This window comes from Flavobacterium piscis, assembly GCF_001686925.1.
GTDB classification, from domain to species: Bacteria; Bacteroidota; Bacteroidia; order Flavobacteriales; family Flavobacteriaceae; genus Flavobacterium; species Flavobacterium piscis.
The window spans coordinates 360,218-374,688 of record NZ_LVEN01000027.1 but is presented as its reverse complement, the minus strand read 5'-3'; the positions used below and the strand labels follow the sequence as shown (position 1 = coordinate 374,688).

Annotated in this window: 11 protein-coding genes; 9 read left to right on the top strand and 2 right to left on the bottom strand. The window is 35.9% G+C overall.

Annotated elements, in window-relative coordinates; translation table 11 throughout:
* Positions 1 to 542: 542 nt before the first annotated feature.
* Together FLP_RS12135 and FLP_RS12130 are read right to left on the bottom strand one after the other, a co-directional pair.
* On the bottom strand, positions 543 to 3,902 hold the full coding sequence (locus tag FLP_RS12135; RefSeq protein WP_165606668.1) for a CheR family methyltransferase: 3,360 nt from the start codon (positions 3,900 to 3,902) through the stop codon (positions 543 to 545).
* 76 nt (positions 3,903 to 3,978) lie between these two features.
* On the bottom strand, positions 3,979 to 4,428 hold the full coding sequence (locus tag FLP_RS12130) for a response regulator (protein ID WP_065449763.1): 450 nt from the start codon (positions 4,426 to 4,428) through the stop codon (positions 3,979 to 3,981).
* Positions 4,429 to 4,752: 324 nt separating this feature from the next.
* On the opposite strand from FLP_RS12130, the gene FLP_RS12125 reads away from it, so the two are divergent.
* From FLP_RS12125 to FLP_RS12085, 9 genes are all read left to right on the top strand, one after another.
* Complete coding sequence (locus FLP_RS12125; RefSeq protein ID WP_065449762.1) at positions 4,753 to 5,715, top strand: GlxA family transcriptional regulator; 963 nt, start codon at positions 4,753 to 4,755, stop codon at positions 5,713 to 5,715.
* 75 nt (positions 5,716 to 5,790) lie between these two features.
* Positions 5,791 to 6,357, top strand: coding sequence for a cysteine hydrolase family protein (locus tag FLP_RS12120; protein WP_065449761.1), 567 nt, complete (start codon positions 5,791 to 5,793; stop codon positions 6,355 to 6,357).
* Positions 6,358 to 6,887: 530 nt separating this feature from the next.
* Positions 6,888 to 7,550, top strand: a complete 663-nt coding sequence (gene ribB, locus FLP_RS12115; RefSeq protein WP_065449760.1) for a 3,4-dihydroxy-2-butanone-4-phosphate synthase — start codon at positions 6,888 to 6,890, stop codon at positions 7,548 to 7,550.
* Positions 7,551 to 7,553: 3 nt separating this feature from the next.
* The gene (locus FLP_RS12110; protein WP_174548791.1) at positions 7,554 to 8,126 is read left to right on the top strand and encodes a Crp/Fnr family transcriptional regulator; all 573 of its coding nucleotides are present in this window, start codon (positions 7,554 to 7,556) and stop codon (positions 8,124 to 8,126) included.
* Positions 8,127 to 8,314: 188 nt separating this feature from the next.
* On the top strand, positions 8,315 to 8,632 hold the full coding sequence (locus FLP_RS12105) for a hypothetical protein (RefSeq protein WP_244894297.1): 318 nt from the start codon (positions 8,315 to 8,317) through the stop codon (positions 8,630 to 8,632).
* Between the two features lie 380 nt (positions 8,633 to 9,012).
* Complete coding sequence (locus tag FLP_RS12100) at positions 9,013 to 9,486, top strand: DUF4625 domain-containing protein (protein WP_065450269.1); 474 nt, start codon at positions 9,013 to 9,015, stop codon at positions 9,484 to 9,486.
* A gap of 7 nt (positions 9,487 to 9,493) precedes the next feature.
* Positions 9,494 to 11,926 carry a TonB-dependent receptor gene (locus FLP_RS12095; protein WP_065449758.1) on the top strand — a complete coding sequence of 811 codons (2,433 nt, stop codon included), beginning with the start codon at positions 9,494 to 9,496 and terminating at the stop codon, positions 11,924 to 11,926.
* Positions 11,927 to 11,957: 31 nt separating this feature from the next.
* Entirely contained in the window at positions 11,958 to 12,869 is a 912-nt protein-coding gene (locus FLP_RS12090) for a DUF4625 domain-containing protein (protein ID WP_065450268.1), read from the top strand.
* Between the two features lie 45 nt (positions 12,870 to 12,914).
* A complete protein-coding gene (locus FLP_RS12085) occupies positions 12,915 to 14,129 on the top strand; it encodes a hypothetical protein (RefSeq protein WP_065449757.1) in 1,215 nt (404 codons plus the stop codon).
* The last annotated feature ends 342 nt before the right edge of the window (positions 14,130 to 14,471 follow it).

Below are 14,471 nucleotides of genomic sequence, written 5' to 3'. Positions count from 1 at the left end.
CAATCATGGGTGTGCGATACTTTTAAAACGGGCTGAAAGCCCAAAAAGCAGTAGCGTAGTGCAACGCACTACGAATGAAATCAAAAGTGGAAATTGCCCTGAAAGGGGAAAAGAAAATTGAGCATAAAAGAGGCAAAGAAAAAGGTGTTTCGAGGAGAACATCGTGTAAAATAGGTAAACGTGCTTTTTAAAATTATGCTTCCGCCCTTACAGGGCTTAAAATTATAATCGTTTTTTATTCATAGTGCTTCGCACCATGCTATCGCTAAGGCTCTTTCAGAGCAATAGGTTTCGAACACTTATAATTTGCAATCCGTGCCTGTTGGAATATTAAAGTAATTTTTAGATTATCGTTATTAAAACTTTATGATATACTTTGTGGACACGGATAATCCGCTAAAATTTATTGTAAACAATTATACCATTAAATAAAAAACCAACCACCAAGTATAAATACCTGTTTTACAAAACCTCCAAAAAAAACAAAAAAACGATACACCTTTCAGCATATCATCTTTCTTAATTAAATAAATTGTAAACTATTAAACCGGCAAAATAATATGAAACTCCGCGCCAATATTTTCTTCGGCTTTTGAGAAGATGATGCCTTTGTGGTTTTCTACGATTTTTTTGCCAATGGCGAGACCAATTCCGGTTCCCGTGTAGACTTCGTTGTTGTGTAATCGTTGGAAGATGGTAAAAATTTTATTCTCGTATTGTTTGTTAAAACCTATGCCGTTATCTTTTATGATAATTTCGCAGTAGGTTAAAAGAGGATCCAATGTTGGATATTTTTTAACCTGACTGGCAGTCATTTTATGCGAACTGATTTCGACTTTAGAGCTCGAACCATCGTTTTTATAAAACTTAAATGCATTACTTATTAAATTATAAAAAAGCTGGTTCATCTGTAACGGAATCGCTTTAATAACAGGCAATTGCCCTATTATTATTTCAACATCACGCTCTTCGATCATTAACTCAAAATCACCCAAAATATCAGCTATAATAACATTTAGATTGGTGACTGCAAATAATCTGTCAGGATTGTTAAGATAAGAATAAGCCAGTAAATCCTTAATCAGCGTATTCATTCTTATGGAGGATTTGCTGATTTTTTCAACTAAAGTCAGTGCTTCAGCAGAAAAATCTTCATTCATTTCCATTAATCGGCTGACGAACATTAATATTTTACGCAAAGGTTCCTGCAAATCATGACTTGCCACATACGCATATTCCTGTAACTGTACATTGGCACCGTGCAGATTCTTGACGGAACTTTCAAGTTCTTTATTGGCTGCTACTAAATCAGTAGTACGTTCTTCTACTTTTGCTTCGAAACCGCTCGATAATACCTGCAATCTTTTTTCTATAATTCTTCGTTCTGTAATGTCTTCGATCGCCAGTAAAATGAGTTGTTCTTTGCTCGTTTCATTCGTGACTTGTCTGGCATTTAGCAACATTACACTTTCGCCGTAAGGCAATAGATTTACTGATATTTGATAATCATCAAGCTGTGTTTTTTCGGGCAATACTTTTTCAAGCATAGCTCGCATCGGAATATTATCAAAAAGATGATTTTGTATTTCGTAAATCAGTTTTCCGGTGGCTTCTTCTTTGGTAATATTGTATTTTTTGGAGAATGCCCTGTTGATATTTTTTATCCTTAAATTAGTATCTAACACTACTATAGGTTCTCTAAGCGTTGCTACAATGGCCTCAGTATAATTTTTAGATATATTTATTTGTTGTTGTTTGTTCAGGAGTTCCTGATTGATCTGTAAAAGCTCTTCGTTGCTGGATTGCAATTCTTCTTTAGAAGTTTCCAGTTCTTCATTCAAACTTTGCAGTTCTTCGCTCCCACTCAACAATTCCTCATTGGCGCTTTGCAACTCTTCATTTGATGCTTCCTGCTCTTCGCTAATAGCATTTACATCATCATGTATTTTGGCTAATTCTTTCTCAAGTTGTGCAATCCTTCTTAAATTAGTGTTTGCGCGTATTTCTTCTGCTGTAAACTGATTCGAAAGTAAATCCTCTTTTCGAACCACCGTTTTATAAAACAAAACCAAAAAGTAAGGATCTGAAGTATCTTCTAATGGCTGAATTTCGATAGAAACTTCACTAATGATCCCTTTATTTTTAACCTGAATTCCTTCTTTTTTTACCAGAGCTCCTGTTTCTTTGGCTTTATGCCAGGTATTTCGAAGTTCAAAAGCCAAACCTTCGCGGGTCATTTTCAGTAAATTAAACGTCGGTTTTCCGGTCGAGAGCTCAATAAATTCGGCTATAGAAGCGTTGATATGAACAATATCCATTTGCTCATTTACAATAACGCTGGCCGGAGTATATTTAGAAATCAATAAAGCTTCGGCGCTTTTTCTAAAGTCTTCTTTGGTGATTTCTTTTCTTTGAATGTCAGTTTTTGAAGTTTTTAATTTATCATTTGATCCCATTCCGGAATGCACAAATCGGCCTGAAACCTGTTTACGGGTATAAATTTTTCCTGCTTTTTCAAAAGGCTGAAAAAGTTCTGCTGCAGGAACAGCTGTTTCTGACTTTCCTAAAAGCAAAAATCCGTTTTCTTTTAAGGCGTAATGAAAAGTAGTGAGCGATTTTTTCTGCAAAAACGAATCCATGTAAATGAATACATTACGACATGTAATCAAATCCATTTTTGCAAAAGGCGGATCTGTTAAAAAATTATGTACTGCAAAAATGCATAAATCCCTTATTTGTCTTTTAATTTTATAACCATTTGTATTGGATGTAAAATATTTAGTCAGAATGGTTTCAGAAACATTTCGCATTTGAGATTTTCTGTAAAACCCAATTCGCGCTTTGGCTATAGCCACTTCTGAAATATCCGAAGCAAAAATCTGAATTTCTTTTCCTTCCAGATTTTCACCTAAAAACTCATGAAGTGCAATTGCTAAAGTATAAGCTTCTTCGCCGGTAGAACATCCTGCAATCCAGATACGTATGGCATTTCCTTCGGTTACTCTGTTTGTTAATAAGGGAAAAACTCTTTCTCTCATTATCTGAAATATCTTGGTATCTCTAAAAAATTCAGTCACAGGAATCAATAAATCGTTGAACAAATCTTCAGGCGCCATTTTATCTCCCTGAAGTACTTTTAGATAATCTCTTAAACTCACAATTTTGCTCAAAGCCATTCTTCTGGCAATGCGTCGGCGTATGGTGGTTTGTTTATAATAGGTAAAATCTACTCCGCTATGATGACGTAAAATTTTAATAATTTCCTGAAATATCGCTTCGTTATTGGGGTCATTTTCTTCGCTAACTTGATCCCTTAATCTTGTAAGTTCGATGAGTTTCTCAACAATTTGACTTGGTGATAACACATAATCTACCACTCCTGCATTAATCGCATTTTGCGGCATATCGTTGTTAGCAGCTTCAATATCCTGAGCAAAAGTAATCCCGCCGTGTTTTTTGATGGCTTTAAGTCCAATTGTACCATCAGAACCGTTTCCGGAAAGCAGTACGCCATAGGCCAGATCTAAATGAACTTCGGCCAATGAATTGAAGAAAATATCGATAGCCTGATTTTTGGTGTCTTTTATTCTGGGACTTAACTTTAAAACACCATCAAAAGAAGTAAGTAATTTATTTTCCGGAATAACATATATATTGTTGGGAGCCAGATGAATATCATCAGTAATTTCGTTTATTGGAATTTTGGCAACACGCGAAAGCAATTCTGTAAGCATACTATCATGCAATGGGTGCAAATGCTGCACAATGACATAAGCCATTTCAGAATCTGCAGGAATCGCTTCTATAAGCTGTTTAAACGCCTCCAGTCCTCCTGCTGAAGCGCCAATACCAACTATGGGAAAATCCTGACGGGTAGCTTTGGGCAAATTGTTCTTTTGCATATGCATGATTTCATTCTTTAAAAATTTAATTAATTATAAATCAATGCATACTATTAAAATTGCATACTTTTTTTAACTAAACTGTGATGACAAAAGATTCAATTCTGACATCTGATAATTTTTCCTCCCAATCTCTTTCGATGACCTTTTTTAATAATTTCTTTAAATCACTAAAAGCAATAGGTTTTACAACATAAGCGTTTGCTCCTAAACCGAAAGTATTCTTAACACCATCTATAGTAGCAGAGGTAGAATAAATTGCGATTATCGGAATATTCTTAAATTTTCCATCTTCCCTAATTTGCTGTAAAGTCTCAAAACCTGACAAAATAGGCATATTAAGATCTAAAAAAATAATGTCCGGAATAGCCAAATTAGTATCATAAAGACGATCCAGAAGTTCTACACCATTTTTACAAAATTCGACCGGATACTCAAGATCAAGATCTTCGAGAGCTTCTGCAAAAAAATCTCTGTCGTCTTCATCATCGTCAGTAAGTAAAACCTTTATATTTTTTGCATTCATGATTGGGTCGCGTTAGATTCAAATGTACGCTTAAATAAAATCGGAATGGATAATTCATAATGATTTCCTTAACATTTTATCAATAATATTGTTTATATGTTTAAAAAATATTAATCAAAACACTTAAATCATTGATAATAATGATATTACTTTACATATAGAATCTTTTTAATTATTTCTGAATAAATAGTCTTTTAGCTACATAAATGTTGCGTTTTTATTTTTAAAATAAAAAGTATAATATTCCTCGAATTTTAGCGGCAGCTGGAAATGAAATTAATGATTTATTTTTGTGTCAAAAATGTGGATAATACATACTAAAAAATGAAAGAAACACTAACAACGGTTTATTTTTACATCCCTAAACAAGTTACACTTTTGGATTTAAGCGGCGTTGTCGAAGTTTTTCAGGAGGCAATAGGTTTAGGACTTCAGTATCAGTTGAAATATATTAGCAGTCAATCATCTGTAATTTGTTCTTCGGGATTAGAATTGGCAGCACTCACCCACTTTTCTAAAACGAATCCAAAGGAAAATGATATTGTTGTTATTTCCGGAAGCAGCACGCATCAAATCGATCTGAATGCCGAAGATGCTTCGTTTTTTGAATGGCTTCAGAAAGTAAACAAAAATGAAACCACCATTTGCAGCATTTGTTCCGGCGCTTTTCTTTTGGCGAAAGCCGGACTTTTAAACCACAAAGAATGTACGACGCATTGGAAACTGGTAGATAAACTCAAAAAAGATTTTCCGCTTGCCCAAACACAAAGCAATACTTTATTTACCCAGTCCGGAACTATTTATACCAGCGCCGGAATCATAACCGGAATCGATCTGGCACTGCATATTATCGAACAACGACACGACAAAGAAACTGCAGCAACAATTGCTAAAGAATTGGTCGTATATAAAAGAAGACACGGAGACGACGAACAGGAAAGTGTTTATCTGCAAAACCGAAATCATCGTGACGAAAAAATTCACATCATTCAGGATTGGATTATTTCAAACCTTGATAAAACAGCTACAATTGATTTTCTTGCCGAATTGGTTCACATTGGCCCGAGAAATCTAACCCGAATTTTCAAGAAACAAACCGGAATTACCATCGCCGAATATCGAACGAAACTTAGAATCGAAAAGGCAAAAAGTCTGCTCACTAATGCTGATTATAAAATAGAACATATTGCACATTTGTGCGGTTATAAAACCTCGAAACAATTGCGTGTTGTACTAGAATCTCATCTTGATACTTTGCCTTCAACAATAAAAAATAAGTGGTCTTAAAACGACTATCGTTTGTCCTTTTTTGATCTTTAACAGAAAGGTAAATTTGCGTCTACTAATCTAATTGATAAAAAGATGAAGCTTAGAGACCAAAATGCAGCCCTTATTTTAATTGATGTTCAGAAAGGTTTTAATGAAGAAAATTATTGGGGCGGAAACCGCAACAACAAAGATGCCGAAACAAAAATGGCTCAGATTCTCGAACAATGGCGAACGCTTCAATTACCCGTTTTTCATATCGTGCATAGTTCCATACATTCCGATTCGAAACTCCACGCTTCACAGCCGGGATTTGAAATTAAAAATGAAGTAAAACCAATTGTTGGCGAGCCTGTAATTTCAAAAAATGTCAACAGCGCTTTTATCGGAACTGATTTAAAAGAAAGACTCGACAATCTCGGAATCACCAAACTGGTAATTGTAGGACTTACCACAAATCATTGCGTCTCGACAACCACAAGAATGGCGGGTAATTTTGGTTTTGATGTCTATCTAATTTCTGATGCCACAGCCACCTTTGACAGAGTGGGCATCAACGGCGAAAAATACGATTCGGAATTAGTGCACCAAATATCATTGGCGAGTTTGCATAACGAATTTGCAGAAGTTATCGATACGGAAGCGCTTCTTAAACTAGTTTAAAAGTTTTTTGCCACGAATTTCACTAATTATCACTAATTATTAGGGGATTATTTAACCGCAAATTTTCGCAAATTTCTTTTGTCTTTCTTTGTGTTAATGATCGCCACGAATTCACGAATTTTCGCTAATTATTATGGGACTATTTAACCACCAATTACGCAAATTTTCGCAAATTTTATTTTGTGATTCTTTGTGTTAATGATCGCCACGAATTCACGAATCTTCGCTAATTTCTTTTCCAATCTTTGAGTTTAAAAACAATACTTTAAATCAATCTTTATGCGCAATATTAAAAATAATTTGTGAAAATTTGTGTAATTTGTGGTCAAACTCTTTCGCATAATAATTAGTGAAAATTCGTGACTCGAGCGATAGCGAACAGGCGAAGCAAATTCGTGGCAACCTTTTTTTCGCGTCACACTTAAAATTCGGAGCCAACTAAAAAGCGCATTTTATTGACCTACATCAAACTTTTGCATAGTAAACAATTCTAGATTTGCTGCTCATTAATTTAAAATACTTAAAACAAAATGATCAGCACACTAACCTATCCTTTAGAGAAATTTGGTTTAACCAGCATACAACGCGTAGAAAATGCTTTACAACATTTACAAAACGGAAAAGGAATTTTATTAACCGATGACGAAGACCGTGAAAACGAAGGCGACCTGATTTTTTCGGCACAACATATAAACGTTCAAAACATGGCAATGATGATTCGCGAATGCAGCGGAATCGTTTGCCTTTGTTTGCCTAACGAAAAAGCAGACCAACTCGAATTGCCTTATATGGTTCAGGAAAATACAAGCAGTTTTCAAACTCCTTTTACGATTACGATCGAAGCAAAAGAAGGCGTAACCACAGGAGTTTCGGCAGCAGATCGCATTACCACAATAAAAGCTGCAAGCGCTGTAAATGCAAAAGCAACAGATTTAGCCAGACCCGGACATATTTTCCCTTTACGCGCCAAAAACAACGGCGTTCTCGAACGAAACGGCCATACCGAAGGCAGCGTAGATTTGATGAAATTAGCAGGTTTACAACCCGAAGCTGTTTTATGTGAATTAATGAATGAAGATGGCAGTATGGCTAAACTGGACAAAATCATTAGCTTTGCAGAAGAACACGATTTGGTAGTATTGTCTATTGAAGATATTATTTATTACCGCAAATTTGTGAGAGATTATAAGTAACAAATGATATACGAGCAACTTGGTGATTATATAAAAAATCGTATTGAGGTTTCTGATGAAAACCTCAATACGATTTTGTCTTATTTTAAACCTTTACAACAAGACAAAAATGACCTTTTGCTTTCGGCGGGACAAACCAGTCAGCATACTTATTTTGTGGGCAAAGGCTGTTTGAGACTCTATTTTATCAATGAAGAAGGAAAAGATGTTACCCGATATATTGCATTCGAAAATCAGATTGCTACAGCATTAGTGAGTTTTATTACCAAATTACCTTCTTTGGAATATATTCAGGTCATCGAAAAATCGGAGCTTTTGTACATAAGCCACGAAGATTTTAATCACCTGCTCAAAACCATTCCGGAATGGATGCCATTTTATTGTTCGTATTTAGAAAAAGCCTACGTTAATAATACCAACAGACTGATGTCGTTTACCACCATGGATGCTTTAGAACGCTACCAATGGCTGCTTAAAATAAATCCAACGATTGTAAAACGATTACCCAACAAAATCGTAGCCTCCTATATCAATGTTTCGCAGGAAACCCTTAGCCGACTGAAATCTAAGTTTTGATTTTAAAATCTTCTTAATTCTCAATTCTTTACTCTTTACTCTTTACTCTCTCTATCTCAATAATTATTATATTTTTTTAATGAAACAATGTTGCATTTGTAAATAAGAATTTTATATTTGCAACAATATTGCATTATCAATATCGATTCATCTGAATGAAAAAGAATTTTAAAATCTTAAATCTTTTTATGCCTCTAATAGTAGTATTTGCTATACTATTTCCGGCAATACATTCGTACGAACACATACAAAGCCATAATGTTGCGCATAAATGCATTCAGCACCAACATCATACGGCAAAAACCGAGTTTAAAATTCAAGATCATTCGAACGAAGAATGTGCTATTTGTCATTTTAAATTTAGTCCTGTTACTACTTTTGAATTTGTTACGTTTCAGTTTTACAAAAACAGTACAATAATTCATTTTACCTGTTTTTATTCAAAATCATTTTCCGCATTTTTTAAGGGTTCTCTATTCTCTCTGAGAGCACCTCCTACTTTCTAAAACCCAAAAAAGTAAATCATTTTTCATTATGCGAATTGATTTGTATTTATTTGTTTAGAATCAAATAATGCCGGAAAAGTAATTCACTTTTTCTAATCATTACTATTCCATTTTTCTTGCAAAAATTTGCATAGAAACGGTTTCGCTTATTTTAAAACGTAAAATTTTCCCTTACGGGGAATAAAACTACGTTGTCTAAAATCAGATTAAAAATTAGTAATACGCCTTATTTTCTATAAAAAATAAATTCAATATTCTAATTGAATCAGCACTTCGCACGACCTATTTTCCCAATTCACAATTAACAATTAACAATTAATAATTGTTTCCTGTTTCCGTAACTCAATTTTCTAAATATGAACCCTTTAAAAATCAACAAAATGAAGCAAACCAAAATTCTTGTCGTCGTTTTACTAAGTATTTTCGCTCTCGCCTCCTGTAGCAGTGACAACAACGAAATTGACACCGAATATCCTGTAATTGATAATTCCGCAACAAATGCATTCCCGATACAATGCAGCGAAATTACGCGCGGACAAAAAATCACTTTTAGGGCAAAATTTACAGACAATGCCGCTTTGGGATCTTACAGTCTTGACATTCACCACAATTTTGATCATCACACGCACAGCACCGAAGTCAATAATTGTGCTGCAGATCCTATCAAAAAACCTGTGAATCCGTTGTTGTACATCAATTCCGTTACAATTCCAGACGGACCAAAAAGTTACGAAGCTGTTCAGGAAATTACAATCCCGACCGATATCGATCCGGGCGATTATCATTTCATGATTCGTTTGACTGATAAAGAAGGCTGGCAAACGATTAAAGGCTTAAGTATTAAAATTTTATAATGAATTGATGAACGAAAATAAACCGAATCGATTACGGACATTTTTCCTGTTGCTTTGTTTTTTTGCTTTAGTTACAAATGCTGCAGCACAATCTGTTCGTGTATCCGGCAGCGTATTTTCCGACGGACATAAACCGTTAGATGGCGCTATCGTAACGATTTATCCTTCTGCTATAAGTACAATTACAGATCAAAAAGGACATTTCTACTTTCCTCAAATTCCTAAAAATTCTAAAAAATTAACAGTGAGTCATTCCGGTTATTCGTTTTATGAAATGAAACTTTCTTTGGATGAAAATTCAAATACGATACCTACAATTTTGTTAAAACCTGAGGTAAAACAATTGCAGGAAGTTGTCATTGCAGCTAATTATGAATCGCGTCGAAAAAAGCAGGAATCCCTGAATATTGAAACCGTCAACAGCAGTTTTATCCAGCGCAATCTCGGCGGAAGCCTAATGCAATCCTTGCAAAGAATTCCTGGAGTTAAAACAATTTCTATTGGTTCCGGAGGTTCAAAGCCCCTGATTCGCGGACTGAGTTTTAATCAGGTTATTGTGGTTGAAAATGGCATCAAACACGAAGGCCAGCAATGGGGTGCCGATCATGGTTTAGAAATCGATCAATATGCCGTAAATCGGGTAGAAATTATCAAAGGACCATCTTCTTTTATGTACGGATCTGATGCGATTGGCGGGGCAATCAATATAAAACCAGTGCCTTTTCCTGCTCAGCATGTTTTGGGCGGAAGCGTTGATTTTACCGGAAAGAGCAACAACGAACAATTTGGAGGCTCTTTTAATTTATTTGGCCGAAATGAAAAATGGTTTTTCGATACCAGAATAACCGCTATGGATTATGGCGATTACCGCGTACCAACTGATATAGTTCAGGTTTATAACTATGCGGTTCCTCTGTACAAAAATCATTTGCGAAATACAGCAGGTCGTGAAATGGATGTACACGGAAGTGTAGGTTATGTTTCTGATCGCTTTAAATCTATTTTTTACGTAAGTAATATTTACACCAAAAGTGGCTTTTTTGCCAATGCACACGGACTTGAACCCCGAAACGTTGACACGGAACTTCACGACAAATCGAGCCGTGATATTCTGATGCCTTTTCAGGAAGTTACGCATACTAAAATTAGTAATACGACTTCCTTTACATTGGGAATTCATAAACTAGAAACACAATTGGGTTTTCAGCAGAATTTCCGTCGCGAATGGAGCCATTATGTCAATCATGGTTACATGCCGCCTATTTATCCTGACGATATGTATGCGCCAAAGGACTTGGAAAGACAATATGATAAAGAAGTTTTTTCAGTTGCTGTTAAAGATGAATTTTCAATAGGTAAACATCAATTTACCGCCGGTTTAAATGGCGAACAGCAGCGAAATGCGATTAACGGCTGGAGTTTCCTGATTCCTGCTTTCAAACAATCAAATGCAGGATTATTTGTTTACGATAAATTTCAGCTCAATGATTTGTGGCTGCTTCACGGTGCCATTCGGCTCGATCATGGTCAAATCGAAATGAAACCATACACCGATTGGTTTCAAAGCGAAATTACCGAAAATGGTCAGACTACTCAGCAATATTTACAAAGATCTCAAGAGCTTACCAGAACTTTCAATAGTTTCAACTGGTCAGCAGGTGTTAATTATACGCCAGGGCAATTATCGATTAAAGCCAATTTGGGAACAAGTTTCAGAATGCCAATTGCCAAAGAACTGGCTTCAAACGGCGTGAATTATCATTATTTCAGGTTCGAAAAAGGAGATCCTAATTTATCGGCAGAGCGTTCGTATCAGTTAGATCTTGGTATGGAATGGCAGGAAAACAAATGGTCGGTACAGCTGAGTCCGTTTTTGAATTATTTCCCCAATTACATTTACCTCAATCCTACTTCGCAGCATGATATTTATTACGGTGCAGGCAATCAGGTTTTTGAATATGAGCAAAGTAAAGTGATGCGTTACGGCGGCGAATTGCAAACCCGTTATCAGTTTCTGAAAAATTTAAGCGTTGAAATCCTGGCTGAATATCTTTATTCGGAACAATTGTCCGGGAGCAAAAAGGGCTATACACTTCCCTTTTCTCCGCCGGCTTCGGTTTTATTTGGGATGACCTACAATCCGGAAATCAAAAACTTAAAAGACACTTATTTATCGCTTGATTATCGGTATACGGCGCAACAAAATCAAATTGTTCCACCCGAAAGAAAAACTGCAGCCAGCAACGTCTTCAATCTCGCGATGGGAACCAAAGCAAAAGCAGGACAACAGGATTTTATTATTAGCCTTCAGGTACAGAATTTATTCAATACAAAATACCTCAATCATACCAGTTTTTACAGGTTGATCGAACTTCCTGAAGCCAGCAGAAACATTATTCTATCGGTAAAAATTCCCTTTTTAATACATAAATCAATTTAATATGAATTCAATTAACAAACCTCAATTCCTTATGAAAAAAGCAAAATTATTTCTGCTGTTTTTTGTGGCTGCATCTTCTTTTACAGCCTGTAACAACGATGATAACAATGATAACAACGAAGTTTCGAAACCAACAGCCACCAACGTTGAAATTGGAACCGGCAATAACAAAAAAGCCTTGATTGGCCGTGATTTCCATTTTAATGCTGATGTTCTTGCTGGTGACAAAATCGCTGATGTACAGATTAAAATACTTCCAAAAAAAGGTGAAACGTATACTAAAGACTGGAAATTCGAATTGTCTTTTGCAGAATACAAAGGGGCTAAAAATACCAATGTTCATAAGCATTTCAATATTCCTGCCGATGCTCCCGAAGGTAAATTTGATTTCTCGTTTATTGTTCTGGATGAAAACGGATCACAGCTCGAAATCAAAGAAGAACTTACCATTACAGATCCTGCCAACATGCCTGCTGATCCGCTAATTGGCCGTGATATGCTTTCGCGAAATGACGATCTGATTTATTATATGGAAACCTGGGTAGAACCGGAATTAATCTTCAAAAAGAACGATAAAATTACGGCACATGCACAAGTAAGCCAGATTATGGGTGACGGAATTTTTTATTCGGTTTTGATAAAAAAGAGTCTTAATTATCATCCCGAAAGTATTGACAATCTTGATTTCAAAAAAGTTATTGTGATTTCAAAAGTAGAACACAAAGGTCTTGCTCCGGCTTCAAAAATTGCGACGCTGCAAAAGATCGATGATGTTTGGGGTGGCGAAAGTATTGTTGTTGGCGCAGACAAAGATGCTGAAGGAAACCCAACCACGGCAGACAAATCGTGGCAATCAGGTCAGTACAATTGGGTTCTTTTATACAAAAACACCACTTATAATTTAAGTGTATACAAATCAATGCCTATTACCATCAATTTTTAATCTACACATTTTTTTAAATCCAAATTAATTTAAACACGTTTTACCATGAAAAACAATTATTTCAAAATCATTTTCTTATTTGCTTTATCCATTTTTGCTGTCTCTTGTAGCAATGACGATGACAATGCCACCGAAACGCCCGAAGAAACGCTGGCCGAATATAAATATTTGCGAGTATTACTTTCTGATGAAAAAACAACCGCCATTACACTTGTAAATCCGGTTGATGCGACGACAACTTCTTTTAATGCTAAATTTGCAAAGTCAGCGCTTTATACTACAGAATCAGGAAGATATGCCGGAATTGTACACCGGGCAGACAATACAGTTGAAACTTTTGACAGCGGATTCGAAAGTCACGGCGATCATGTTGATGTAGACGGAATTCCAAAATTTGGTGCCTTAACAGGACAATCGCTTTTGCCAACGCATTTTAAAAGTAAAATTGGAGAATTGCTGACTTTCAACGATGGAGACGGAAGTTTATCTGTTGCGAAAGAATCTGAAATCAATACTGCAGGGGCAAAATTTAAAGTGATTAATGCTGGTTTATTGGCGCATCACGGTGCGATGGCGACTTTCTCAAACGGAACTTATGCCATTACCCAAAAAGATAATTCGGTTGCGGGAACATTACCTGAAAAAGTAAAAATTATCGACAATACAGGAAAAACGTTATTCGAATCTACTGTTGCAACAAAAGGAATCCACGGAAATGCTTCTGACGGAACTTACGCTGTTTTTGGTTCTGCAAGCGGTGTTCTTGTAGTAGAAAGTTCAGGAAAACAAAAACTGATTGCACTTCCTGAAGATTTTGGAACTGCTTGGTTTGGAACCATTTTAGAAACTAAAGCCAAAGGAAAATTCATAGGATTTACTGCCGCAAAAGGCGCTTATTTAATTGATGTTGCAGCTGCAACGATAAAACCAATTTTGCAAAGCACCAAAATTATGCAATGCAAAGTAAGCTACAACAACAGCAAATTAGGAATTCTATTGTTTTCTGGTGAATTTAAACTATTCAACTTAACGAGTTTACAGGTTGAAAAAGAGGCAAAAGTAATTCCGGAAACGGCGAGCGATGCCACATCAAAACCTCAAATTCAGTTAACAGAGAATTTTGCGTACATCACTTCTCCAAGCACGGGAGAATTGTTTCAGCTGAACTTATCGACTATGGCAATTGCTAAGAAAATCAAGGTTTCGAATACGCCTTATACCATTACTATTTTAGGTTTTGAAAATAGTAAAAGCCATTAGGTTTTTGTTTTTTTAGTTTGAAAGAGACTGTCTGTAAAAAGGCAGTCTTTTTTTTATTATTATTGAATCATTTTAGCAGCGTATCTTTTGTCATCTCGACCGAAGGGAGAGATCACACTCGGAACTCGCCAAAGATTGGTGATTTTGTTTGCGGCATTTCTTGTGTGATCTCTCCCTTCGGTCGAGATGACAAGATTGTGGTGACATTTTTTTGTCGAGTTACTTGCGGAGATCCCTCGTTCGTCGGGATGACAAAAATGCGATGACAAACTTTGACAAAGATACCGCACGCTAAAAAAAAACCAGCGAAAACCCGCTCAACCCGTAAAATCCGTGGGCCAA